This is a genomic window from Klebsiella sp. PCX (genome assembly GCF_021869705.1).
Lineage (GTDB): Bacteria > Pseudomonadota > Gammaproteobacteria > Enterobacterales > Enterobacteriaceae > Klebsiella > Klebsiella quasipneumoniae.
In genome coordinates, this window is record NZ_CP091527.1 from 4415533 (window position 1) to 4440690 (window position 25158).

General features: G+C 58.2%; 24 protein-coding genes and 1 tRNA gene. 13 read left to right on the forward strand and 12 right to left on the reverse strand.

All coding sequences use genetic code 11. The features are described from left to right. Nucleotides 1-10 precede the first annotated feature (10 nt). On the reverse strand, nt 11-2149 hold the full coding sequence (locus GQR96_RS21065; RefSeq protein WP_017899763.1) for an ornithine decarboxylase: 2139 nt from the start codon (nt 2147-2149) through the stop codon (nt 11-13). A 419-nt stretch (nt 2150-2568) separates the two neighbouring features. Here GQR96_RS21065 and GQR96_RS21070 point away from each other — a divergent pair, with 419 nt between their 5' ends. From GQR96_RS21070 to GQR96_RS21085, 4 genes are all read left to right on the forward strand, one after another. After that, nucleotides 2569-3282: a DUF554 domain-containing protein gene (locus GQR96_RS21070; protein WP_004205197.1), complete on the forward strand. Its 714-nt coding sequence runs from the start codon at nt 2569-2571 to the stop codon at nt 3280-3282. A gap of 105 nt (nt 3283-3387) precedes the next feature. Continuing rightward, nucleotides 3388-3463 (forward strand) — tRNA-Phe (locus GQR96_RS21075). Between the two features lie 559 nt (nt 3464-4022). Further along, on the forward strand, nt 4023-5399 hold the full coding sequence (locus GQR96_RS21080; RefSeq protein ID WP_072500772.1) for a pyridoxal-phosphate dependent enzyme: 1377 nt from the start codon (nt 4023-4025) through the stop codon (nt 5397-5399). A gap of 10 nt (nt 5400-5409) precedes the next feature. Continuing rightward, nucleotides 5410-6558, forward strand: coding sequence for a trans-sulfuration enzyme family protein (locus GQR96_RS21085; protein WP_004205199.1), 1149 nt, complete (start codon nt 5410-5412; stop codon nt 6556-6558). Here GQR96_RS21085 and GQR96_RS21090 read toward each other — a convergent pair whose 3' ends face one another. Beyond that, complete coding sequence (locus tag GQR96_RS21090; RefSeq protein ID WP_032456620.1) at nt 6559-7470, reverse strand: LysR family transcriptional regulator; 912 nt, start codon at nt 7468-7470, stop codon at nt 6559-6561. A 97-nt stretch (nt 7471-7567) separates the two neighbouring features. Here GQR96_RS21090 and GQR96_RS21095 point away from each other — a divergent pair, with 97 nt between their 5' ends. From GQR96_RS21095 to GQR96_RS21105, 3 genes are all read left to right on the forward strand, one after another. Then, on the forward strand, nt 7568-8170 hold the full coding sequence (locus tag GQR96_RS21095) for a short chain dehydrogenase (protein ID WP_032456621.1): 603 nt from the start codon (nt 7568-7570) through the stop codon (nt 8168-8170). 86 nt (nt 8171-8256) lie between these two features. After that, nucleotides 8257-8595, forward strand: coding sequence for a hypothetical protein (locus GQR96_RS21100; RefSeq protein WP_065903987.1), 339 nt, complete (start codon nt 8257-8259; stop codon nt 8593-8595). Nucleotides 8596-8800: 205 nt separating this feature from the next. Continuing rightward, nucleotides 8801-8989, forward strand: a complete 189-nt coding sequence (locus GQR96_RS21105) for a hypothetical protein (RefSeq protein WP_004205204.1) — start codon at nt 8801-8803, stop codon at nt 8987-8989. A gap of 195 nt (nt 8990-9184) precedes the next feature. On the opposite strand, the gene GQR96_RS21110 is transcribed toward GQR96_RS21105, so the two are convergent. From GQR96_RS21110 to GQR96_RS21120, 3 genes are all read right to left on the reverse strand, one after another. Continuing rightward, nucleotides 9185-10366 (reverse strand): aminotransferase-like domain-containing protein, encoded by a 1182-nt coding sequence (locus GQR96_RS21110; RefSeq protein ID WP_004205205.1) that lies wholly within the window; start codon nt 10364-10366, stop codon nt 9185-9187. A 150-nt stretch (nt 10367-10516) separates the two neighbouring features. Further along, nucleotides 10517-12382 carry a bifunctional glutathionylspermidine amidase/synthase gene (gss, locus tag GQR96_RS21115; RefSeq protein ID WP_004205206.1) on the reverse strand — a complete coding sequence of 622 codons (1866 nt, stop codon included), beginning with the start codon at nt 12380-12382 and terminating at the stop codon, nt 10517-10519. Nucleotides 12383-12458: 76 nt separating this feature from the next. Further along, entirely contained in the window at nt 12459-12566 is a 108-nt protein-coding gene (locus tag GQR96_RS21120) for a hypothetical protein (protein ID WP_032426103.1), read from the reverse strand. Nucleotides 12567-12600: 34 nt separating this feature from the next. Here GQR96_RS21120 and GQR96_RS21125 point away from each other — a divergent pair, with 34 nt between their 5' ends. Together GQR96_RS21125 and yghU are read left to right on the forward strand one after the other, a co-directional pair. Beyond that, nucleotides 12601-13161, forward strand: a complete 561-nt coding sequence (locus tag GQR96_RS21125; RefSeq protein ID WP_004150918.1) for a DsbA family protein — start codon at nt 12601-12603, stop codon at nt 13159-13161. Nucleotides 13162-13208: 47 nt separating this feature from the next. Further along, the gene (gene yghU, locus GQR96_RS21130; RefSeq protein WP_008806496.1) at nt 13209-14075 is read left to right on the forward strand and encodes a glutathione-dependent disulfide-bond oxidoreductase; all 867 of its coding nucleotides are present in this window, start codon (nt 13209-13211) and stop codon (nt 14073-14075) included. Nucleotides 14076-14110: 35 nt separating this feature from the next. On the opposite strand, the gene GQR96_RS21135 is transcribed toward yghU, so the two are convergent. The 5 genes from GQR96_RS21135 to exbB all read right to left on the reverse strand — a co-directional run bounded on the left by GQR96_RS21135 (nt 14111) and on the right by exbB (nt 17284). Then, nucleotides 14111-14398: a DUF2623 family protein gene (locus tag GQR96_RS21135; protein ID WP_004205207.1), complete on the reverse strand. Its 288-nt coding sequence runs from the start codon at nt 14396-14398 to the stop codon at nt 14111-14113. A 78-nt stretch (nt 14399-14476) separates the two neighbouring features. Further along, nucleotides 14477-15364: a YghX family hydrolase gene (yghX, locus tag GQR96_RS21140; RefSeq protein WP_065903977.1), complete on the reverse strand. Its 888-nt coding sequence runs from the start codon at nt 15362-15364 to the stop codon at nt 14477-14479. A 121-nt stretch (nt 15365-15485) separates the two neighbouring features. Continuing rightward, nucleotides 15486-15980, reverse strand: a complete 495-nt coding sequence (locus GQR96_RS21145; protein WP_004105804.1) for a TIGR00645 family protein — start codon at nt 15978-15980, stop codon at nt 15486-15488. A gap of 140 nt (nt 15981-16120) precedes the next feature. Next, nucleotides 16121-16546 carry a TonB system transport protein ExbD gene (gene exbD / locus GQR96_RS21150; protein ID WP_002916785.1) on the reverse strand — a complete coding sequence of 142 codons (426 nt, stop codon included), beginning with the start codon at nt 16544-16546 and terminating at the stop codon, nt 16121-16123. 6 nt (nt 16547-16552) lie between these two features. Continuing rightward, entirely contained in the window at nt 16553-17284 is a 732-nt protein-coding gene (exbB, locus tag GQR96_RS21155; protein ID WP_004174395.1) for a tol-pal system-associated acyl-CoA thioesterase, read from the reverse strand. 250 nt (nt 17285-17534) lie between these two features. On the opposite strand from exbB, the gene metC reads away from it, so the two are divergent. Further along, nucleotides 17535-18722 carry a cystathionine beta-lyase gene (metC, locus tag GQR96_RS21160; RefSeq protein WP_004205213.1) on the forward strand — a complete coding sequence of 396 codons (1188 nt, stop codon included), beginning with the start codon at nt 17535-17537 and terminating at the stop codon, nt 18720-18722. 131 nt (nt 18723-18853) lie between these two features. After that, the gene (gene yghB / locus GQR96_RS21165; RefSeq protein WP_004205217.1) at nt 18854-19513 is read left to right on the forward strand and encodes a DedA family general envelope maintenance protein YghB; all 660 of its coding nucleotides are present in this window, start codon (nt 18854-18856) and stop codon (nt 19511-19513) included. 50 nt (nt 19514-19563) lie between these two features. Here the strand turns inward: yghB and GQR96_RS21170 are convergent, their stop codons facing one another. Further along, complete coding sequence (locus GQR96_RS21170) at nt 19564-20463, reverse strand: AraC family transcriptional regulator (protein ID WP_065903974.1); 900 nt, start codon at nt 20461-20463, stop codon at nt 19564-19566. Between the two features lie 196 nt (nt 20464-20659). Between GQR96_RS21170 and yqhD the strand changes: the two genes are divergently transcribed. After that, nucleotides 20660-21823 carry an alcohol dehydrogenase gene (yqhD, locus tag GQR96_RS21175; RefSeq protein WP_065903970.1) on the forward strand — a complete coding sequence of 388 codons (1164 nt, stop codon included), beginning with the start codon at nt 20660-20662 and terminating at the stop codon, nt 21821-21823. Between the two features lie 144 nt (nt 21824-21967). Continuing rightward, nucleotides 21968-22795, forward strand: coding sequence for a 2,5-didehydrogluconate reductase DkgA (gene dkgA / locus GQR96_RS21180; protein ID WP_236948535.1), 828 nt, complete (start codon nt 21968-21970; stop codon nt 22793-22795). An 86-nt stretch (nt 22796-22881) separates the two neighbouring features. On the opposite strand, the gene GQR96_RS21185 is transcribed toward dkgA, so the two are convergent. Further along, nucleotides 22882-25155, reverse strand: a complete 2274-nt coding sequence (locus GQR96_RS21185) for a YgiQ family radical SAM protein (RefSeq protein ID WP_072140373.1) — start codon at nt 25153-25155, stop codon at nt 22882-22884. Nucleotides 25156-25158: the final 3 nt, after the last annotated feature.

A 25158-nucleotide genomic window follows, 5' to 3' on the forward strand; every position in this document is an offset into this window, starting at 1 on the left:
GGGGCGTTTTTTATCCCTTCAGCACGTAGCCATACAGCCGCTTAATGCCGTCCGAATCCGTCTCACTATATACCCCCTGCAGCTCCGGCGAGAAGCCCGGCAGCATATTAACCCCCTCTTCCAGCGCAAGGAAATAGCGCAGTACAGCGCCACCCCAGACCTCACCGGGCACCACGCATAATACCCCCGGCGGATACGGCAGCGCCCCTTCCGCCGCGACGCGGCCCTCCGCCTCGCTCAGACGCACCAGCTCCACGTCGCCGCGGATAAATTCGCGGTTGGCATCCTGGGGATTCATCACCACCCGCGGGAAGCTCCGTTTACGGAACATCTCTTTTTGCAGGCTCTTCACGTCAAAGCTGACGTACAGATCGTGCATCTCCTGGCACAGTTCGCGCAGGGTATAGTCGCGATAACGCACCGGATATTTGTTATAGATGGTCGGCAACACATCGGCCAGCGGCGTATCCGCTTCAATATGCTGTTCAAACTGCCCCAGCATCGCCACCAGCTGCGCCATTTTTTCGGCGCTTTCCGCCGGCGTCAGCAGGAACAGAATCGAGTTGAGATCGCACTTCTCAGGCACGATGCCGTTTTCCCGCAGGTAATGCGCCAGAATGGTCGCCGGGATGCCGAACTCACTGTACTCTCCGCTCTCCGCGTCGATGCCCGGGGTGGTCAACAACAGCTTGCACGGGTCGACAAAATACTGGTCGTCGGCATAGCCCTCGAAGCCATGCCAGCGCGCGCCCGGTTCGAAGCTGAAGAAACGGCGCTCCCGGGCGATCGCCTCAGTCGGGTGATCCTGCCACGGGCGCCCCGCCACTATCGGCGGAATAAAAGGCTGGATCATCTTGCAATTGGCGATGATCGCTTTGCGCGCCTCGATGCCCAGCGCCACGCATTCGGCCCACAGGCGGCGGCCGCTCTCGCCTTCGTGGATTTTGGCGTTGACGTCCAGTGCGGCGAACAGAGGATAAAACGGGCTGGTAGAGGCATGCAGCATAAAGGCGTTATTCAGCCGCTTGTGCGGACAGAAGCGCGCCTGGCCGCGCAGATGGTTATCCTTTTTATGGATCTGCGACGTCTGCGAGAAACCGGCCTGCTGCTTGTGAACGGACTGGGTGACAAAAATGCCCGGATCGTCCGGGGTCAGCTCCAGCAGCAGCGGCGAACAGTCGGCCATCATCGGGATAAACTGCTCATAGCCCACCCACGCCGAGTCGAACAGGATGTAATCGCAGAGGTGGCCGATTTTATCGACCACCTGGCGGGCGTTATAGACCGTGCCGTCATAGGTTCCGAGCTGGATCACCGCCAGACGAAACGGGCGAGAGGCCGTGGCTTTCTCTGGCGCCGCTTCACGGATGAGATCCCGCAGGTAGCGCTCATCAAAGCAGCGCTCGTCAATACCGCCGATAAAGCCGAACGGATTGCGCGCGGCTTCAAGATAGACAGGCGTCGCTCCAGCCTGAATCAGCGCCCCGTGATGGTTTGACTTGTGGTTGTTGCGATCGAACAGCACCAGATCGCCGCGGGTCAACAGCGCGTTGGTCACGACTTTGTTGGCCGCCGAGGTGCCGTTAAGGACGAAGTAGGTTTTATCCGCATTAAAGACCTTCGCGGCGAACTTCTGCGCGTGCTTGGCCGACCCTTCGTGGATCAGCAGATCGCCTAATTTTACGTCGGCGTTACACATATCGGCGCGAAAGACGTTTTCGCCAAAAAAGTCATAGAACTGGCGGCCTGCGGGATGCTTTTTGAAAAAGGCCCCGTGCTGGTGTCCCGGACAGGCAAAGGTGCTGTTATCCATTTCGACGTACTGGGTCAGCGTATTGAAAAACGGCGGCAGCAGACGCGCTTCATAATCGCAGGCCGCCGCTTCCAGCTCCAGCCACTCCTGATCTTTACCGGCGATCACCGCCTGTACCCCCTCCGGCTTATCGACCGCCGTCTCGCTCAGCAGGTAGACCGGCAGGTTAAATCCGCTACGCCTGAGGAGGGCGAGGATGCCGCTGCGACTGTCCGCCGCGGTGATGACGACTGCCGCCACATCGGTAAAATCGGTACTGTCCAGCGCCACAACGCGACGGTGGGTGGACAAGCGGGTGACCAGCTCGCAGCTGGCGGCAATGTGCATGGATTTCATAAGCGCAAATGCCCGTATCGGGAGTGTAAAAATCTCAGGCAAGGGAAACCTTGCCCAACGATGTGTCCGGGTCTGACGGATTCAGCTCCGACCGCCGGACATCAGTAAAAGCAGACGCGTCCGATCTTACTGTTGCCCTACAGTGAGCATACGTGTCCTTCACCGCATGGTGAACAGAGGGGTAAGCGTAGCAAGATGAGGCAGCCCACGCATCTGTGCGCGGCGTCGCTGGCGAGGTAATGGCAGTGTCGTCATCGGCGGCCTCATATCAGGGAGGAGAAAATTCGCGCAATCATGGCACCTTTCCCCGACAGGCGCAAGATGAAAACCGTATGCACTTATATCACGGATACACAAGCTTTCACGGCGGGTTAACGTCATAATCATTCGGTTATCAGGGATATTTAACAGGAGTCAGCGTGGTTACAGGACCTTTTATTAATGCCAGCGCGGTGCTGGTCGGCGGCGTGTTAGGCGCCTTACTCAGCCAGCGGTTGCCGGAACGGATCCGCACATCCATGACCTCAATTTTTGGTCTGGCGTCATTAGGCATCGGCATTTTACTGGTGATCAAATGCGCCAATTTGCCGGTGATGGTGCTGTCGACCCTGGTGGGAACGCTGCTCGGCGAAATTTGTAATATGGAAAAAGGGATTAATACGCTGGTCAGTCAGCTCCAGCAGTTGCTGACGCCGAAGGGTAAGAAAAAAGCCTCGGCTCATGACTCCTATATTCAGAGCTATGTGGCGATTATCGTCCTGTTCTGCGCCAGCGGCACCGGCGTCTTCGGCGCCATGCGCGAAGGGATGACCGGCGACGCCAGCATTCTGATTGCCAAAGCGTTTCTCGATTTTTTCACCGCCACCATTTTCGCTTGTACCCTGGGCATTGCCGTCGCCGCCATCAGCGTACCGATGCTACTTATCCAGCTGACCCTCGCGGCCTGCGCGGCGATCATTATGCCGCTCACCACGCCGATGATGCTGGCGGATTTCAGCGCCGTCGGCGGTATGCTGCTGGTGGCCACCGGGCTGCGCATCTGCGGAATAAAAATGTTTGCCGTGGTGAATATGCTGCCTGCGCTGGTGCTGGCGATGCCGATCTCAGCGGCCTGGACGCTGTTTTTTGCCTGAAGACGCGTGCTTTTAGCGCAATGTGGTGATAGATTGTTCAGTCTGCTGCAAAACAGATAAATTTCGTTGACGAGGCGCGGCGATTACGGTTTAATGCGCCCCGTTGCCCGGATAGCTCAGTCGGTAGAGCAGGGGATTGAAAATCCCCGTGTCCTTGGTTCGATTCCGAGTCCGGGCACCACTATTTAAAGAACCCAGCCTATGGCTGGGTTTTTGCTTTTCTGTAGCCGGACTCTCCATCGAACTGCGTTCGATTATTCGCCGCACAGCGGCTCACCCCTTCGGGGCCAGCGCGACACGCGCGCTGTTCAACGCCTGCGGCGTTAGTCCGAGTCCGGCACCACTATTTAAAGAACCCGCCCACAAGGCGGGTTTTTGCTCTTCTGTAGCCGGACTCTTCATCGAACATCGCTAACCCGTGATTTCTCTGCTGCACTTTTCTCCTGGTGAGCCAGCTGCCACTTAACGGCCAGCGCAGACCGCCTCTCCCCATAGAATCTTTTCGCAAATACATTTTCAAATATCAGATAACCCGCTGATTCAAATCGCCATTCTGTCGTTAAAAGCGGCTAAAAACGCCCTTTTCTGGCAATCGATCCGCCCAGGCGGCTACCCTGCTTTCCCTCCGGATGGCTGAACAGCATCTTATATTCCATTTTGCGCTAAATGACAGATAAATGTTCTTTAAATTACCGATTTCACAGACCTACCATGCAAAAATATCTTAAACGAGTGGGTAAATGGTTATGTCACTGTTTCATTCCGTGAGCGACCTGATCGGTCATACTCCCCTGCTCCAGTTGCACAAACTGGATACCGGGCCCTGCAGTCTGTTTTTAAAACTGGAAAATCAGAACCCGGGCGGATCAATTAAAGATCGGGTTGCGCTGTCGATGATTAACGAAGCCGAGCGTCAGGGCAAACTGGCGCCCGGCGGGACAATTATCGAAGCCACTGCCGGCAATACCGGCCTCGGCCTGGCGCTGATCGCGGCGCAGAAAAATTACCGCCTGATCCTGGTGGTGCCGGACAAAATGAGCCGCGAGAAAATCTTTCACCTGCGGGCGCTGGGCGCGACGGTGCTGCTCACCCGTTCCGACGTCAATAAAGGTCACCCGGCCTATTACCAGGATTATGCCCGCCGCCTTGCCGATGAAACGCCGGGGGCTTTTTATATCGACCAGTTTAACAACGACGCTAATCCGCTGGCGCACGCGACCTCCACCGCGCCAGAACTTTTCCAGCAGCTGGAGGGCGACATCGACGCCATCGTCGTCGGCGTTGGCTCTGGCGGCACGCTGGGCGGGCTTCAGGCCTGGTTTGCAGAACACTCGCCGAAAACGGAATTTATCCTCGCCGATCCGGCGGGCTCGATCCTTGCCGATCAGGTTGATACCGGACGCTACGGCGAAACGGGATCCTGGCTGGTCGAAGGGATTGGAGAAGATTTCATCCCGCCGCTGGCCAGGCTGGAGGGGGTGCATACCGCCTATCGCGTCAGCGACCGCGAAGCGTTCCACACCGCGCGCCAGCTGCTGCAGGTCGAGGGTGTGCTGGCCGGATCCTCCACCGGCACCCTGCTCAGCGCCGCACTGCGCTACTGCCGGGCGCAAAGCCGTCCGAAGCGGGTGGTGACCTTCGCCTGCGACAGCGGCAATAAATACCTGTCAAAAATGTTCAACGACGACTGGATGCGCCAGCAAGGGCTAATCGCCCGCCCCGAACAGGGCGATCTCAGTGATTTTATCGCCCTGCGCCATGACGAAGGCGCTACCGTCACGGCCGCGCCGGACGACACCCTGGCCGCGGTCTTTACCCGCATGCGGCTGTATGACATCTCCCAGCTGCCGGTTCTGGAGGATGGCCGCGTGGTCGGCATCGTCGATGAGTGGGATTTGATCCGCCACGTACAGGGCGATCGCCAACGCTTCTCCCTGCCGGTCAGCGAAGCGATGAGCCGCCATGTTGAAACTCTCGATAAGCGTGCGCCAGAGAGCGAACTGCAGGCCATTCTCGATCGCGGTCTGGTGGCGGTGATCGCTGACAACGCGCGTTTTCTTGGCCTGGTCACCCGCAGCGATGTACTGACCGCCTGGCGTAACCAAGTAGCACAATAAGGAATTTTTTATGTCATCTATCCACACCCTGAGCGTACATAGCGGAACCTTCACCGACAGCCACGGCGCAGTGATGCCGCCTATTTATGCCACCTCCACTTTCGCTCAGCCGGCGCCGGGGCAGCATACCGGCTATGAATATTCCCGCAGCGGGAATCCTACCCGCCATGCGCTGGAGACGGCGATCGCCGACCTGGAAAACGGTACGCGCGGCTACGCGTTCGCCTCCGGGCTGGCCGCCATCGCCACCGTGCTGGAGCTGCTGGATAAGGACAGTCACCTGGTGGCGGTCGATGATGTGTATGGCGGCACTTACCGCCTGCTGGAAAACGTACGCCGCCGTAGCGCTGGTCTGCAGGTGAGCTGGGTGAAACCCGACGACCTGGCGGGAATTGAAGCGGCGATCCGCCCCGATACGCGCATGATCTGGGTGGAAACGCCCACCAACCCGCTGCTGAAGCTGGCGGATCTCAGCGCTATCGCCGCTATCGCGCGCCGCCATAACCTGATCAGCGTCGCCGATAACACTTTCGCCTCGCCGGCGATCCATCGCCCGCTGGAGCACGGGTTTGATATTGTGGTCCACTCCGCGACTAAGTACCTCAATGGCCATTCCGATGTCGTCGCCGGCCTGGCGGTGGTCGGCGATAACGCCGCGCTCGCGGAGAAGCTTGGCTACCTGCAGAATGCGGTAGGCGGCGTACTCGACCCGTTCAGCAGCTTCCTGACGCTACGCGGCATCCGCACCCTGGCGCTGCGGATGGAGCGCCACAGCGCGAACGCGCTGCAGCTCGCCGAATGGCTGGAACAGCAGCCGGAGGTAGAGCGAGTCTGGTTCCCCTGGCTGGCCTCGCACCCGCACCATCAGCTGGCGCGCCGGCAAATGGCCCTGCCCGGCGGCATGATTTCGGTAGTGGTGAAAGGCGATGACGGTTACGCCGAACGCATCATCAGCAAGCTGCGCTGGTTCACCCTTGCGGAGAGTCTGGGCGGCGTCGAGAGCCTGGTGAGCCAGCCCTTCAGCATGACCCATGCCTCGATCCCGCTGGAGAAGCGCCTGGCGAACGGCATCACGCCGCAGCTGATCCGCCTGTCGGTCGGGATCGAAGATCCTCACGATCTGATTGCCGACTGGCAGCAGGCGCTTCGGGAGGAGTGATTATTCCGACGCGCAGGTCGTCGCCAGCGCGTCAGGCATTCCCTGCTGAAGGTGGGCGATAAACTGCGTCAGCTTCGGCAGGGGCCGGCGATCCTGGCGCCAGAGCAGATGCACGGGCCGCGGCTGTGGGGTCCACGCCTCCAGCACCCGCACCAGGCTGCCGCTGGCCAGCGCATCGGCCAGCAGCACCTCCGGCTGCATCAGCAGCCCAGCCCCGGCGATCGCCGCCTGGCGCAGCGCATAGCCATCGTTGCAGCGCAAAACCGCATCGCGCTTCCAGCGCACTTCCCCCTCCATGCCCGGCAGCCGCCACTCGTTGCGGGCGGTCCAGACCGTATGGGACAGGCAGAGATGATCGGCGAGATCTTCCGGCCTCCCTGGCGTTCCGTAACGCGCCAGATAAGCCGGTGCGGCGCAGATCACCATCCGATAGGGCGCCAGATAGCGGGCCACCAGATCCTCCTGATGGATCTCGCCAATGCGGATCGCCAGGTCGAAACCCTCATCTACCAGATCGACCATCCGGTTGGTCAGATCCAGTTCCACCCGGACCGCTGGCCAGGCTTGCAGAAAGGTGGCGGTCAGGGGCGCAATCACGCTGGCGCCGAACGAGGTGGGCGCGCTCACCCGCAGGGTGCCGGCCGGCGCCAGCCGCAGCCGCTCAACGGCGCTTTCGGCGATGGAGACCTGCTCCATCACCCGTTTCGCTTCGTCAAAATAGACCCGCCCGGCGTCGGTGAGGCTCTGGCGTCGGGTGTTACGCTCCAGCAGGCGCGTCGCCAGCTGGGTTTCCAGCTGGGCGATATATTTCCCGACCATCACCGCCGACAGCCCCAGGCGCGACGCCGCCCCGGTAAAGCTGCCGCACTCCACCACGGCAATAAACGTCTCCATCCCTCGCAGCTTATCCATATTGCTAACCTCTGGTTAGTAATGTTCTAACTTTTAGCCAGTTTATCCGATATCCGTTTTATTAAAGAATAGCCTCTCACCTCATCAGGAGTCTGCCATGAAAATTATCGTTGTCGGTGCCAGCGGCACCATTGGTCGCGCGGTCAGCGAAGAACTGAGCCAGAGACATGACGTTATCCGCGTCGGCCGCACCCGGGGGGATTATCAGGTGGATATCACCTCGCAGGAGAGCGTCGAGGCGCTGTTTGCGCAGACCGGCGAAGTAGACGCCATCGTCTCCACCACCGGTAATCTGCACTTTGGGCCGTTAAGCACCATGACCGACAGCCAGTTCAACCTCGGTCTGCAGGACAAACTGCTGGGACAAATTCGCCTGGCGCTGATCGGCCAGCATTTCCTGCGCGACGGCGGGTCGATTACCCTGGTCAGCGGCATTGTCGCGCAGGAGCCTATTGCTCAGGGCGTCAATGCCACGACGGTCAACGCCGGTCTGGAAGGCTTTGTGCGGGCCGCCGCCTGCGAACTACCGCGCGGGATCCGCATCAATCTCATCAGCCCCACCGTGCTCAGCGAGTCGCTGGCGGCCTACGGCGACTTTTTCCCGGGCTTTGCCAGCGTTCCCGCCGCCGCCGTGGCGCAGGCCTATCGCCGCAGCATTGAAGGCGTTCAGACCGGCCGCATCTACCCGGTCGGCTACTAGCCTGTGCCGGCCCGCCGGGGCCGGCGCTTACATCCTGACGTTGTTGCAGGTACACTGACGGCTGATTGTCTCCGGCCGAAAAACTGATGTTGAAAAAATTACTCTTTATTATCCCGCTGCTGGCGCTTACCGCGCTGCTGGTCTGGTGGTTAACTCCGCATTACACCGAGGAAGATGAAGCTTACTACCGGGCGGTATTTTGCGTGATCGATCATGACGACAGCCGCCAGTTCCTCCACGATATGCAAAACATCGTCGAGGGGGGGAATTCTGACTACGCGCTGCATAAAGCACATTACCTGCCGGCGCTGGGACAGCGGATGCTGGACACCTGGCATCAGCTCAGCCCGCAGGAACAGCAGGCGCTGCGTCAGGACCAGCAGCGCTGTGGCGAGATATTACGAGCAAAACAGCAGGGTAAATAATCCCGGCGGGCTGGCGAAACCGCAGCCCGTCACAGCGCCCGATAAGATCCCGCTGTTGACGAACCGATCGCTGTCACAAAATCCTCCTCTATCACCGAGCCACAGGAGGACGTTTTTTTCTGCAGTCGTATACGATAAAAAGTAGTTGATCTGGTACGAACTAACTCTTATTTTGCTTCTCAGTTTTCAAAATGAGATAAAACTGATGCCTGTCATTATTGCCAGTAGTGTTAAAGAAGCCAAAGCGTTAATTAACGGTGGGGAATACAGGGAAATTATTCTTAACTTCGATATTGATGCCGATGACTTTTTCTCTCTCGCCAGCCATTCGGCTGGGACAAAAATCTCCATCTCCGACCGAAACGATCGTTCTCCGGTAAAATCAGCAAAATAATTAACCCGTGAGGGACATCTATGTGGTTGTTTATTGGTACCTTTGCGGTAGCTTTTCTCGCAGCGCTGATGTTGGTCTGGCTGGATGATCGCATCGTCGATACGGAGTGATTCCAGCGCTGAACGCTAGCGTCACTCCCTCTCGCTATTGAAGCGAAGAGGATGCGCCGCCGGTAAGCGGCGCACAGCAGGGCCGTTACAGGGAGGCCGCCAGCCGCTCAACGGCTGTCAGCAGCCCGGCTTCCGACACCGTTGAGTAGGAAAGACGCAGGGTACGGGTATCCGGATTATCGTGATAAAACGCTTCTCCCGGAACGTACACCACGCCGTTTTCCAGCGTTTTCTTCATCCATTCCATTGTATCGAACGGATAGCGGAAACGCGCCCACAGGAACATCCCCCCCTGCGGGCGGCTGAATTCCAGGTGCTCGCCAAGGCGGCTTTCCAGCGCATCGGCCAGCGCCACGCACTTCTTGCGATAGTCTTCGCGAATCAACGCAATCTGGTTATCCAGCCGGTTCAGACTGAGGTATTCCGCGGTGATCACCTGCGACAGCATATTGGTATGCAGATCCGCCGCCTGCTTCACGATCACCGTCTGCTGCGCCAGCCAGTCCGGCATGACGATCCAGCCGATACGCATCCCCGGCGCGAGGATCTTTGAAAACGTCGAGGTGTAAACCACTTGATCTTCACAGCCCAGCTCAACAGCGTGCTGATAGAGCGGGCGTCGCACGGCGTCTGTAAAGCTAATTTCGCCGTAGGGATCGTCTTCCAGAATGACGAAATCATATTTTTTCGCCAGCTCGACCAGCCGGCGACGACGCGCCTCGCTCAGCGTTTTGCCGCCGGGATTGCCGAACGTCGGCACCAGGTAAACAGCTTTGACGCGGGTGGTCTCCAGCAGGTCAGCCAGCTGCTCCACCAGCATCCCGTCATCATCGGTATCGACGCTGAGAATATTGGCCTGCGCCAGCTGAAACACCTGCAGCGCCGCCAGATAGGTGGGTCGCTCAACGACGATAGTATCGCCTGGATCGAGCAGCGTACGGGCAACGATATCCAGCGATTGCTGGGAGCCGGAGGTGATATAGACCTGAGCGGCTGAACAGGTCACGCCACGGGAGTGGCAGATTTCACTCACCGCCTGACGCAGCGGCGGGTAGCCTTCCGTCAGACCGTACTGAAATGCGTCATGAAAACGCTCGCTCATCACCTTCTGCACCGCCAGCTCCAGGCCTTCGGTATCAAACAGTTCCGGGGCCGGAATGCCGCCGCCAAGCGAGATCACGCCCGGCAGTTTACTGTGCTTGAGAAGTTCGCGGACGGCGGAGGGCTTGAGTTCACCCGCGCGGGCGGCGAGACGCCGATCGTGCATACTATTTTCCTTTTCTGTCTTGTTGTTGTGTTAATTATCTTGGCTTTGTTGCAGGTGTTCCCCGGCGGCGCTTACCAGTCCGGGCTATCCTTGTTCGTGTCTCTGCGCTCTCCCCGGACAGGGCAGGAGCCGCTATCCGGGGTCAGCACGTCACGCTTTGTCTTTCAATACGATCAGCGGCTCTATGTCGCTCTCTTTTTTCACCACCAGCGACGAATCGCCGCGCAGGCAGGTACCGCCGTAGTTACCGCCGACGGTAAAGGTGCACACCTGGATATACTTGCCATCCACTTTCGGCAGGCACCACAGCTGCTGGTAGATATTCTTGCGATCGACAAACTGGCCGCTGGTCTTATCCAGAACCTCATCCTGAGGGCCGATCAGGTCGATATTGTTCCCGCAGCGCCCGGAAATGGGCTTCACGGCATAGCCGGTTTTCGCCAGCTCGTCGTTAACCACAAAATCGGTATCCAGCAGATAGCGATGATGCGGGAACAGCGACCACAGCACCGGCAGGATCGCTTTGTTGCCCGGGATTACCGTCCACAGGGGTTCGAATACCAATACTTCAGGACGCAGCAGGACGTCAATCAGTCGCACCTCATTCTGCGGATGCCCGGTACGAATCGGCACCGCCGCGTACTCATCGGCGCTGACTTCGCGCACCTGCTCAATGGCGGTTTCCCATGCCCAGGTTTTCCAGACGCAGTTGACCAGCCGCCCGTCGGCATCAATCAGCTGGCCGGCCGCATCCCAGCGCAGTTCATCGAGGCCAAAGAGAATTTTGCTCTCGAAACCGGCCTGGGTCAGCGAACGCTGGATAAACTTCGCGTGGTAATTCTCTTCCAGATCCTTGTCCTGCATGATGTGCACGAAAGGCCGCGCCCGGCTGTGTTTCCACGCTCCCGCCAGCTCATCGAGCAGACCTTCCGCCGGATTGTGACCAGTGCCATAGTAGCCCTGCTTCAACCACTGCTCGAGGATCAGCCCGCCTTCGGTATGGCAGGAGGCGGAGTCGGCATTGTACTCGTATACCTTCAGCCCGCGCTCGTCCATACAAAAATCCATGCGCCCGGTGATCATATGATGACGACGGCGCTGCCAGGAGAGACGCAAACGCGGCCAGAGGATTTTCGGGATATCGAACAGCGCCAGCAGGTTATCATCCTTCATCACCTTATCGGTGGCGTGCAGATACATCAGGTGCAGCTCGTTGGTGGCTTTAATCAGCTCCTGTTCGGCGCTTTCGCTGATAGTGAAATACTGATAAGGATCCTGATTGATAAAATGGCCGTTGGCCGCCACGTAGGCTTTCTGCAGCGGATCTTTCTCGTTCAGCCATTTGCCGCGGAACTGGCCGTTGTTCGGCAGCCGCGCGCCCTTGATCGCCATCGCCTCACCCGGCAGTACCGGCTGCGGCAAGCTGTGTTCGGTATCGGCGGTCTGGATCATCCAGCCTAAAATTTCGGTATCGGCAAAGGTATCTTTGATGGTGTACCGGCCGGCGTTGACCTCGAGGGTCAGCTCGCGGGTCCACTGCTGGCCCTGCGGCAGCGGCGAGTGAATGACGTTCTGCTCGGCGATACGCACCTTATTGCCGACAAGCTGGGTGATCACCGCGACATGGCCGGTGTGCTTGAACTCGCCGCCCTTCTGCCAGATCAGCAGCGAACCAGCGATCGGCGGACGACGGGAGCCGTTGGCGAAGGCCTGAAGCGGGAGAATGTTGTCATTGACCACTTCGCGCAGAAAGCGCAGGGAGAAGATTTCATAGGCCATCCCCACATCGGTAAAGACAAACCCGTAGGTCAGGAACAGAAAGCGGCGCGCAAACTCCACGCACTGCCATTTATGCCCCATATACTCATTGCCGATGTAGCTGCGAAACGTCGCGTCATCCGGATAATCCTGTGGATTTAAGCTACTGTAATTCGATGAATAAATCGCTACGCCGCCGGGCGCGTAGCCTAACAATGTCCCAAACGGGGCGTCACTGCTTGTCGATCCTTTGCTCATTTAGCCTGACCTCAAATTAATGCAGCCCGGGCAGTTGGCGAAACAAAACTCCCTCTTCTTATCCTGCCGCAGGCACTTACCAGACAGAGGTGTAACGATGATACCACTCATTCGTTTCGCTAATCGTGCCGTTAAGGAAAATAACCCTGCAGCCGGAAGCAGAAGTGATATCGTTATCGGTGATATAACAAAAAACAACGCAACATCAGGAGTCGACAATGAGCACACCCTCGCATCTGAATGCCCAACCGCTGGTCTGGGGACACGGCCCGCGGACGTTTGAGGTGTTCCTTGAGCCCACCTGCCCCTACTCTGTCCGCGCGTTTAATAAACTCGACGATCTGCTCGATGAGGTCGGCGCCGATAACGTCACCATCAAGATACGGCTGCAATCGCAGCCGTGGCATCTGTTCTCCGGGGTGATTGTCCGCTGCATCCTCGCCGCGTCCACCCTGCCGCATGGCAGAGAGCAGGCGCATAAGGTGATGCAGGCCGTGGCAGACCATCGGGAAGAGTTTGAGTTTACCGATCACTGCAGCGGGCCGAACATGAACGCCACCCCGCAGCAAATCATTGAACGCATTGAGCGCTACAGTCACGTGCTGCTGGGGGCCGCCTTTGCCCGCCCGGAGCTGCAGGACGTGATCAAATGGCACAGTAAATATGCCCGCCAGAACGGCATCCATGTCTCGCCGACCTTTATGGTCAATGGCCTGGTGCAGCCGGATCTGGGCAGCGGCGATGATGTCAGCGTGTGGGCCGCGCGGATTATGGCCTGAGGTCACCTGCTACACTTTTTGTACATCCACGAAAAAGGCAAACCAGCATGTCAGAGCAAAACTACCAGCCACCAAAAGTGTGGGAATGGAAGCAAAACAGCGGCGGCGCGTTCGCCAACATCAACCGTCCCGTTTCCGGCGCGACGCATGAACGCGTCCTGCCGGTGGGAACCCATCCGCTCCAGCTATACTCACTCGGCACGCCCAACGGCCAGAAGGTGACGATCATGCTGGAGGAGCTGCTGGCGTTAGGCGTCAGCGGCGCGGAGTACGACGCCTGGCTGATACGCATTGGCGAAGGGGATCAGTTTTCCAGCGGCTTTGTCGACATCAACCCGAACTCGAAGATCCCGGCCCTCAGCGACCATTCCACCACGCCGCCGACCCGGGTATTCGAGTCCGGCAACATTCTTCTCTATCTGGCGGAAAAATTTGGTTTCTTCCTGCCGAAAGATCCTGCCGGTCGCACTGAAACCCTTAACTGGCTGTTCTGGCTGCAGGGCGCGGCGCCGTTCCTCGGCGGCGGCTTCGGCCACTTCTATAACTATGCGCCAGTGAAGATCGAGTACGCGATCGACCGCTTTACGATGGAAGCCAAACGCCAGCTCGACGTGCTGGACAAACAGCTCGCCCGTGGTCGCTATGTAGCCGGCGAGGAGTACACCATCGCCGATATGGCTGTCTGGCCGTGGTATGGCAACGTCGTGCTGGGCAATGTCTATAACGCAGCGGAGTTTCTCGACGCCGGGAGCTATAAAAACGTGCTGCGCTGGGCGCAGGATGTGGGCAACCGCCCGGCGGTCAAGCGGGGACGCATCGTGAACCGCACCAACGGCCCGCTCAATGAGCAGCTGCATGAGCGCCACGACGCCCGCGACTTTGACACCCAAACGGAAGATAAGCGCCAGGCGTAACGCTCTGACCCACCGGAGGCAACCGCCTCCGGTTGTTAGCTTTCCAGCCGATAGCCCGCCATAAAGTAGCGCATCGCGGTCGAGGAACCACTCTCTTTGAAGAAGTCCATCACCATATCTCTGTCAAGGCCATAGCGACGGGTCAGGATCCCCGCCTCCCACGCGCTGAGCTGGCGGTCGCCGGTTTTTTCAAACATGCGGTGCGAGTAACCAAGCACAAACCCGCGTTTATAGTCGGCGCAAAAATTCGCCGCATGCGCGGCGGTATCAGCATAGGATGCCTGTAGCCCCGCCATTAAGCCTTTGCCAAAATGATTTTCCATCAAGCTCTCCCAATCGTTATATAATAAATTATATAGCGTTTTTTTGAGCGAGCGGTAGTGCTATTTATGACGTTTGCGTTAGCGTAAATACTTATCAAACCATGCCAGCGTGCGTTGCCAGGCCAGATCCGCCGCAGCCCGATCGTAGCGCGGCGTAGAATCATTATGAAAGCCGTGATTCACGCCCTGATAGAGATAGGCCTCGTAGACTTTATGGTGTTCCTTCAACGCCTGTTCATAGGCAGGCCAGCCTTCATTAATGCCGCTATCGAGGCCGGCATAGTGCAGCAGCAGCGGCGCTTGAATTTTATCGACCTCCTTCAGCGGCGGCTGGCGGCCGTAAAACGGCACCGCGCAGGCCAGCTCCGGAATGGCGACCGCCGCCGCGTTGCTGACGCCGCCGCCGTAACAAAAACCGGTGATACCGACCTTCCCCGTCGCCTGCGGATGCTTCGCCATAAACGCGACCGCCGCAAAAAAATCATTCATCAGCTTCACGGGATCGACTTTCTGCTGGAGCGCGCGGCCTTCATCATCATTCCCCGGATAGCCGCCGACGGAGCTCAGGCCATCCGGCGCCAGCGCAATATACCCCGCTTTCGCTACCCGCCGGGCGACGTCTTCAATATAGGGATTCAGGCCGCGGTTCTCATGTACCACCACAACGGCGGGCGCTTTATCGACTATTTTCGTCGGCGTCACCAGGTAAGCCCGCACTTCGCCGTGGCCGTCAGGAGAGGGATAATGAATATACTCCGGGCGGATATCCGGGTCAGTGAACGGTACCTGCTCTGCCAGGGCATAGTCGGGCTTCAGCAGATTAAACAGCGCCAGCGCGGTCATCCCGCCGACGGCATATTTCCCCGCCAGCTGGAGAAACTCGCGTTTGCTGATTTTACCGTGGGCATAGTAGTCATAATACTCAAGCAGCTGCTGCGGGAAATCTTTGGCCGTTAATCGCGTCATCACCCTGCCTCCGTTGTTTATCGCCTTTTAAGCAAAGCAGAAGCCCGGACATACGCCAGCGCAGTAAAGCAGAAACGGGGAGAAAAAAGCCCGGCAGCTGCCACCGCCGGGAGAGAAGGGATTAGTGTTTCACTTTGGTCAGACGATCGAGGTAGCCCATCACAAAGGCCGACAGCACGAAGGTCAGGTGGATAATCACGTACCACATCAGCTTATTGTCCGGGACGTTTTTCGCATCCATAAACACCCGCAGCAGGTGAATAGAGGAGATCGCCACGATGGAGGCGGCAACCTTATTTTTCAGCGAAGTCGCGTCCATTTTGCCCAGCCAACTGAGTTTTTCTTTACCCTCGTTAATATCCAGCTGCGAGACAAAATTTTCATATCCAGAGAACATCACCATCACCAGCAAACCGCCCACCAGGGTCATATCCACCAGCGACAGCAGGGTCAGAATCATATCCGACTCACTGACGCTAAAAATATGCGGCAGTATGTGGAAGATCTCCTGAAAAAATTTGATGGTCAGCGCAATCAGACCGAGCGAGAGGCCAAAATAAACCGGCGCCAGCAGCCAGCGCGAGGCGTACATAGCATTTTCCAGAAAGCGTTCCATAAGATCCTGTCAGTTAACAAAAAGAAGCGACATTATATCCCAGACAGATAACGTGATGGCAACGCCAGGCCAACACTTCGCTGGCAGACGACAATAAAAAAGGCCGGCGCGCGGCCAGCCTTTTCAGGAAAAGCATCGGGTTATTTGGCTTTGACGGTCTCTTCGCCCACCAGCCCGATCTTGAGATATCCCGCCTGATGCAGGGTATCCATCACTTTCATCATCGTCTCGTAATCGACGGTTTTATCCGCGCGGAAGAAGACGGTGGTATCTTTTTTGCCGGCGGTCAGGCTATCCAGGGCGTTAATCATATTCGCTTCGGTCACCGGGTCGTTGCCGAGGAACATGCTCTTATCCGCCTTCACCGACAGGTAGATAGGTTTTTCCGGTCGCGGTTGCGGCTGGCTGGAGGAGGCCGGCAGATTCACCTTCACGTCGACCGTCGCCAGCGGCGCGGCCACCATAAAGATAATCAGCAGAACCAGCATGACGTCGATAAACGGCGTCACGTTGATCTCATGCATTTCGCCGTTATCGTCCAGATTTTCATTAAGACGCATCGCCATAGCCGATCAACCTACCCGTAATTTCTGCGCGCTGCGCACCGGCTTCACGCCGCTGGCGCTGAGGTCCAGATCGCGGCTTTGCAGCAGGAGTACCTGAGCGGCGACGTCACCGAGCGAGGCCTTATAGCTGCCGATCATGCGGGCGAAGATGTTATAGATGACCACCGCCGGGATGGCGGCGAACAGGCCGATGGCCGTCGCCAGCAGCGCTTCCGCGATGCCCGGCGCCACCACCGCAAGGTTGGTGGTCTGGGTCTGAGCGATGCCGATAAAGCTGTTCATGATGCCCCAGACGGTCCCGAATAGGCCAACGAACGGCGAAATGGCGCCGATGGTGGCCAGGTAGCCGTTGCCGCGCCCCATATGGCGACCGACGGCCGCGACGCGGCGCTCAAGGCGGAAACCGGTTCGTTCCTTGATGCCTTCATTGTCTTCGGCGCCGGCGGAGAGTTCGAGTTCGTTCTGCGCTTCATTGATAAGCTGGGTGGTGAGGCTTTTCGCCTCAAAGGCGCTGGCGATATCGCTGGCCTGATCGAGAGAGCGGGCTTCCGCCAGCTGCTGCTGTTCGCGTTTGAGGCGACGCTTACTGGCGAGGATTTCCGCCCCTTTGCCGAAGAAGATGGCCCAGGTGACGACTGACGCCAGAATCAGGCCAATCATCACCACCTTAACGACAATATCAGCATGATGATACATACCCCAAACGGAGAGATCCGCCTGCATCAAATTATTACCCACGCTCTATCTCCACGACGATAATCACAAAATCTGCCCTCAATAATATCAAAACGACATCGAATTGATAGTGGTTCTCATTAGTATTTACACTGTGCAGCAAATCACGTTTATTTTCCTTGCGCTTACGCAGTAAAAAAGTGGCTAACCGCGGGCCTGGTAAAATTTTCGCCTGTATCGGCAGCGCGCTGGTACAGAAAAGAAGAATCATGCTAGTTTAGACGTCCAGACGTATAAAAACAGGTTCATCAACATGGCTGATAAACATCTTGATACCGCGCTGGTCAACGCCGGGCGGAGCAAAAAGTACACCCAGGGCTCAGTGAACAGCGTGATCCAGCGCGCGTCATCGCTGGTTTTCGACACCGTAGAGGCCAAAAAGCACGCCACTCGCAATCGGGCCAACGGCGAGCTGTTTTACGGGCGTCGCGGCACCCTGACCCACTTCTCGCTGCAGGAAGCGATGTGCGAGCTGGAAGGCGGCGCCGGCTGCGCCCTCTTCCCCTGCGGCGCCGCCGCGGTAGCCAACACTATCCTGGCGTTTGTCGAGCAGGGCGACCATGTGCTGATGACCAATACCGCTTATGAGCCAAGCCAGGACTTTTGTACCAAAATTCTCGCTAAACTCGGCGTCACCACCAGCTGGTTCGATCCCTTAATCGGCGCTGATATTGCCCAACTTATTCGGCCGGAGACCCGCGTGGTGTTCCTGGAATCGCCCGGATCCATCACCATGGAAGTGCATGATGTGCCAGCGATTGTCGCCGCCGTGCGTCAGGTCGCGCCGGAAGCGATTATCATGATCGATAACACCTGGGCGGCGGGGATCCTGTTCAAAGCGCTGGATTTTGGCATTGATATTTCCATCCAGGCAGGCACCAAATACCTGATCGGCCACTCCGACGCCATGGTCGGCACCGCGGTGGCGAACGCGCGCTGCTGGCCGCAGCTGCGTGAGAATGCCTATCTGATGGGGCAAATGCTGGACGCCGATACCGCCTATATGACCAGCCGCGGCCTGCGCACGCTGGGCGTCCGCCTGCGTCAGCATCATGAAAGCAGCCTGCGCATCGCCGAGTGGCTGGCGCAGCATCCGCAGGTGGCGCGGGTCAACCACCCCGCCCTGCCCGGCAGTAAAGGCCATGAGTTCTGGAAACGCGATTTTACCGGCAGCAGCGGGCTGTTCTCGTTTGTGCTCAACAAGCGTCTCAACGACGCTGAGCTGGCAGAGTATCTCGACAACTTCAGCCTGTTCAGCATGGCCTACTCGTGGGGCGGCTTTGAATCGCTGATTCTGGCCAATCAGCCGGAGCAAATCGCTCACATCCGACCGGATGCGGAAGTCGACTTCAGCGGCACGCTGATCCGTTTGCACATTGGTCTCGAAAATGTTGACGATCTGCAGGCGGATTTAGCAGCGGGCTTCGCGCGTATCGTGTAAAGTGACAGTCAGTGGCAACAATAGCGGACGCTTTTTATCGGAGCGGCCGCTTTTGTTGCGCCCGGGATCAAGGTGCTCGGGTCTCTTCAGGAGTACACTAGTCAACAATACGGTACCACTTAGGAAAGTCCATGGTTGTCATTCAAGAGATTGTCGCCGCGCTGTGGCAACATGATTTTGCCGCACTGGCGAACCCTCATGTTGTGGGCGTTGTATATCTGGTTATGTTCGCGACCCTGTTTCTGGAAAACGGGCTGCTGCCTGCCTCCTTTTTACCTGGAGACAGCCTGCTGCTGCTCGCCGGCGCGCTGATTGCTAAAGGCGTCATGGACTTTGTGCCCACTATCGCCATTCTGACCGCCGCCGCCAGCCTCGGCTGCTGGCTGAGCTATGTACAGGGGCGCTGGCTGGGCAATACGCAAACGGTGAAAGGCTGGCTGGCGCACCTGCCGCATAAGTACCATCAGCGCGCCACCTGCATGTTTGACCGCCACGGTCTGCTGGCGCTGCTCGCGGGCCGCTTTCTGGCCTTTGTCCGTACCCTGCTGCCAACCATGGCGGGGATTTCCGGTCTGCCTAACCGCCGCTTCCAGTTCTTCAACTGGCTGAGCGCCCTGCTGTGGGTCGGCGTGGTCACGGGCCTCGGCTATGCGCTGAGCATGATCCCGTTTGTGAAACGTCATGAAGATCAGGTGATGACCTGCCTGATGATCCTGCCAATTGCCCTGCTGCTGGCTGGCCTGCTCGGCACGCTGTTCGTGGTGATCAAAAAGAAATACTGCAGCGCCTGACGTTGACTGCCGGGGGGCTGCGCCCGCCCGGCCTGCTCCCTCCCCCGGTCTTACATCCCCTGCATCATACGAATACGCGCGGCGTCTTCCCCGGGCGTCATCCCGAAGTAGCGCTTAAACTCGCGGCTGAACTGGGAAGGACTTTCATAGCCCACCTGTATCGCCGCCGCACTGGCCTTCATGCCGTCATGGATCATCAGCATGCGCGCCTTGTGCAAACGGTAGGTTTTCAGATACTGCAGCGGCGAAGTGCTGGTCACCGCTTTAAAATTATGGTGAAACGCCGACACGCTCATATTCGCTTCCGCCGCCAGCCGATCGACGCTGAGGTTTTCGGTGTACTGACTCTCGATATGCTTGAGCACGCGGCTAATCAGGCTGAAGTGGGTCTGCCGGCTGACCAGCGCCAGCAGCGCGCCGCCGCAGGGTCCCGTCAGCACATAGTAGAGGATTTCACGGACGATCTGCTTGCCAAGGATCCGCGCGTCCAACGGCCGTTCCATCACGTCGAGCAGCCGTTCAGCAGCGCACAAGATGTCCTCCGAAAGCACTGCGGAGTTTATCCCGCTGGAGGCAACGGCGGGCTGAAACAGCGGATCCTCGCCAATGTCCATCAGCAGCTCCTGCAGCTGCAGGATATCGACGTTCAGGCGCATCCCGGCCAGGGGCACCTTCGGGGTGGCAAAGGTTTCGCACTCGAAGGGCAGCGGTACGGTCAGCAGTAGATATTCGTTTGTATCGTAGCGAAACGTCCGCTCATTGATATAACCAATTTTATGGCCAGAAAAGAGAAAAACGATCCCCGGCTGGTACATCACCGGCATCCGCGGTCCGGGCTGCGTCCCGTACAGCAGCCGAACGTCAGGTAGCAGCGAACTTAACATTTCGTGCTTATCTTTCAGCTGGTTAACCTTCTCTGTCAGTGTCCGACATATCTCTGCGTGTTGCATTGCCACCGTCTCTCCCGATGTTTCTTCACCTATATATTGTGCGCAGGTCGCCGCGGATTCTCCAGCCATATGGAGAAATAGGCAAGACATAGGCAGAAATGTGCATTGAGAGGCAACGGCGCGAGGACCACAATAACCGTCATCGGGCAGCGGTATCGTCCCTGTCGGCAGTTTTACTCTTTGGAGGACCCAAGCAATGAATAATTTTGACCTGCATACCCCAACCCGCATTCTGTTTGGCAAAGGCGCGATTGAAAAGTTGCGTGAACAGATCCCGGCGGAAGCTCGCGTACTGATCACCTACGGCGGCGGCAGCGTGAAAAAAACGGGCGTCCTGGATCAGGTACTGACCGCCCTGAATGGCCTGGACGTCCTTGAATTTGGCGGCATCGAGCCGAACCCGTCTTACGAAACCCTGATGAATGCGGTGAAGCTCGCCCGCGAAGAGAAGGTCACTTTCCTGCTGGCGGTCGGCGGCGGTTCGGTGCTGGATGGCACCAAATTTATCGCGGCAGCAGCCCACTATGACGCCAACATTGATCCGTGGGAAATTCTGGAAACCTATGGCAGTAAGATCGCCAGCGCCATTCCAATGGGCTCGGTTCTCACTCTGCCGGCGACCGGTTCTGAATCAAACAAAGGGGCGGTGATTTCGCGGAAAACTACCGGTGACAAACGCGCGTTTATGTCTTCGCACGTTCAGCCGCAGTTCGCGATCCTCGACCCGGTCTACACCTATACCCTGCCGCCGCGCCAGGTCGCCAACGGCGTGGTTGACGCCTTCGTCCATACCGTCGAACAGTACGTCACCTACCCGGTTGACGGCAAAATTCAGGACCGCTTCGCCGAAGGCATTCTCCTGACCCTGATCGAGGATGGCCCGAAAGCGCTGAAGGAGCCGGAAAATTATAACGTGCGCGCCAACATTATGTGGGCCGCGACCCAGGCGCTGAACGGCCTGATCGGCGCTGGCGTGCCGCAGGACTGGGCAACGCATATGCTTGGTCACGAACTGACGGCGATGCATGGTCTCGATCACGCCCAGACGCTGGCTATCGTTCTGCCGGCGCTGTGGAATGAGAAGCGCGATACCAAGCGCGAGAAGCTGCTGCAATATGCTGAGCGCGTGTGGCATATCACCGAGGGCTCCGACGACCAGCGTATCGATGCCGCCATCGCCGCGACGCGCCAGTTCTTCGAGCAGATGGGGGTGCCGACCCGCCTTTCCGATTACGGTCTCGACGGGAGCTCCATCCCGGCGCTGCTGGCGAAACTGGAAGAGCACGGCATGACCAAACTGGGCGAGCATCAGGATATCACCCTGGAGGTCAGCCGCCGTATCTACGAGGCTGCCCGCTAAGTTACCCCGCCTGATTCACCTCTCCTTACGTTAAACAAACGTCGGGGAGGGGTGTTTTTACTACCGTTTTTAGCTATTTCGTCCAGACTTAATGCTACCCCTCGGCGGATCCTGCTTCGCCGAGTTCATTAACAGGAGGAAGGCATGACACATCCAACCGTTATAAAACTACACGACGGCAACCTGATGCCGCAGCTGGGTCTCGGCGTGTGGAAAGCTGGCAACGAGGAAGTCGTCTCCGCCATTCATAAGGCGCTGGAAGTCGGTTATCGCTCTTTTGACACCGCCGCCGCGTACCAAAATGAGGCTGGCGTCGGCTACGCGCTGCAAAGCGCTGGCGTCAATCGCGATGAGCTGTTCATCACCACCAAGCTATGGAACGACGATCAAAAACGGCCGCACGAGGCGCTGAAAGAGAGTCTCAGCAAGCTGAAACTGGACTATGTGGATCTCTATTTAATCCACTGGCCGGTGCCGGCTATCGGCCATTACGTCGAGGCCTGGCAGGTGCTGATTGAGCTGCAGCAGCAGGGGCTGGCGAAGAGCATCGGCGTGTGTAATTTCCAGGTGCCGCATCTGCAGAAGCTGATTGATGAAACCGGCGTCGCGCCGGTGATCAACCAGATAGAGCTGCATCCGCTGCTTCAGCAGCGGCAGCTGCACGCCTGGAACGCCACCCACAAGATCCAGACCGAATCCTGGAGCCCGCTGGCCCAGGGCGGTAAGGGCGTCTTCGATCAGAAAGTCATCCATCAGCTGGCTGATAAATATGGTAAAACGCCGGCGCAGATTGTCATCCGCTGGCATCTAGACAGCGGTCTGGTGGTGATCCCGAAATCCGTCACGCCGTCGCGCATCGCTGAAAACTTTAACGTCTGGGATTTTCGCCTGGATAAAGAGGAGCTGGGTGAGATTGCGAAGCTGGATCAGGGCAAGCGTCTGGGTCCTGACCCGGATCAGTTCGGCGGATAACAGGTAAAAAAGCCGGGCTGCGCTGATGCGTGCCCGGCTTGAGAAACCACCCGGCCAGCGAAACGCAGCCGGGCGCAAAGTCAGGCTTAACGCCCGGCGACTTTACCCCGTTTGACGGGCTTTTTCGCCGTTGCGCCACCGTTAGAACGCTGATGCGCAATCGGCGTGTGCTTGGTCAGCGCCGGGCGGGTATGACGGTTCTGGCGACGCGCTTCGCGCATCTCATCCAGGGTCGGCGCCGGCACCAGGCAGTCGCGACGAGAGCCAATCAGGTGTTTCTTGCCCATCGCCTCCAACGCCTGACGGATCAGCGGCCAGTTGGCCGGATCGTGGTAGCGCAGCAGCGCTTTGTGCAGACGGCGCTGTTTATCACCCTTCGGCACCACCACCTCTTCACTCTTATAGCCGATCTTGCCCAGCGGGTTTTTGCCGGTGTAATACATGGTGGTCGAGTTCGCCAGCGGCGACGGATAGAAGTTCTGCACCTGGTCGAGACGGAAGCGGTGCTTCTTCAGCCACAGCGCCAGGTTCACCATGTCTTCATCACGGGTCCCCGGGTGGGCGGAGATAAAGTACGGGATCAGATACTGCTCTTTACCCGCCTGCTTCGAATAGGTGTCGAACAGCTCTTTAAAGCGGTCGTAGCTGCCCATTCCCGGCTTCATCATCTTCGACAGCGGGCCCTCTTCGGTATGCTCCGGCGCGATCTTCAGATAGCCGCCGACGTGGTGGGTCGCCAGCTCTTTAATATAGCGCGGATCTTCGACCGCGATGTCATAGCGTACCCCGGAGGCGATAAGGATCTTCTTGATGCCCTTCAGCTCGCGGGCGCGACGGTAAAGGTTGATCGTCGGCTCATGGTTGGTATCCATGTGCGGGCAGATATCCGGGTAGACGCAGGAGAGACGGCGACAGGTCTGCTCGGCTCGTGGCGATTTGCAGCGCAGCATATACATGTTGGCGGTGGGTCCGCCGAGATCGGAGATCACGCCGGTAAAGCCCGGCACCGTGTCGCGAATGGCTTCGATCTCATTGATGATCGAATCCTCAGAACGGCTCTGGATAATGCGTCCTTCGTGCTCGGTGATCGAGCAGAACGAACAGCCGCCGAAGCAGCCGCGCATGATGTTGATAGAGAAGCGGATCATCTCATACGCCGGGATGCGCGCATCGCCATAGGAAGGATGCGGCACGCGCTTGTAGGGCAGCGCGAAAACGCTGTCCATCTCTTCGGTGGAGAGCGGGATTGCCGGCGGGTTGATCCAGATGTAGCGCTCGCCGTGCTTTTGCATCAGCGCCCGGGCGCAGCCGGGGTTGGTTTCATGGTGCAGAATGCGCGAGGCGTGAGCGTACAGGACCTTATCGCCTTTCACCTTCTCGAAGGAGGGCAGCAGCACATAGGTCTTTTCCCACGGTTTTGGCCGCGGCGGCTGCACGACAACGGCTTTAGCCTCGGCTTTTTTCGGGGCCACCGGTTTGTTGTCTGCACACGGCAGATCTTCACCATACGGGTGCGGGATGGGGTCGATTTTGCCCGGGGTATCCAGACGGGTGGAGTCAACGCCGCTCCAGCCCGGGAGGGCCTCTTTCACCATGATGGCGGTATTGCGCACATCGCGGATCTGATCGATGGTTTCGCCCATCGCCAGGCGATGAGCCACTTCCACCAGCGGACGCTCGCCGTTGCCGAACATCAGCATATCGGCCTTGGAGTCCACCAGCACCGAGCGGCGCACGGTATCGGACCAGTAATCATAGTGGGCGGTACGGCGCAGGCTGGCTTCGATGCCGCCGAGGATCACCGGCACATCTTTCCACGCCTCTTTACAGCGCTGGGTATACACCAGGGTGGCGCGGTCCGGACGCTTGCCCGCTACGTTGCCGGCGGTGTAAGCGTCATCATGACGCAGCTTACGGTCGGCGGTGTAGCGGTTGATCATCGAGTCCATGTTGCCGGCGGTCACGCCGAAGAACAGGTTCGGTTTGCCCAGACGCATGAAGTCGTCTTTGGTGTTCCAGTCCGGCTGGGAGATGATCCCCACGCGGAACCCCTGCGCTTCCAGCATACGGCCGCAGATGGCCATCCCGAAGCTCGGGTGGTCGACGTAGGCGTCGCCAGTCACCAGAATAATGTCGCAGCTATCCCAGCCAAGTTGATCCATCTCTTCACGCGACATCGGTAAAAATGGCGCAGGGCCGAAACAGGCAGCCCAGTATTGCGGCCAGGAAAAAAGGTCACGATCCGGTTGGATCAGGGATATTGCGCTCATATTGCTTCCGGGGAAAATGATAAAAAAATAACCAAAAGGGCGTGGATTATAAGCCGGAATGATAGTGGAAATGAAGGAGGATTTTCTCAAACC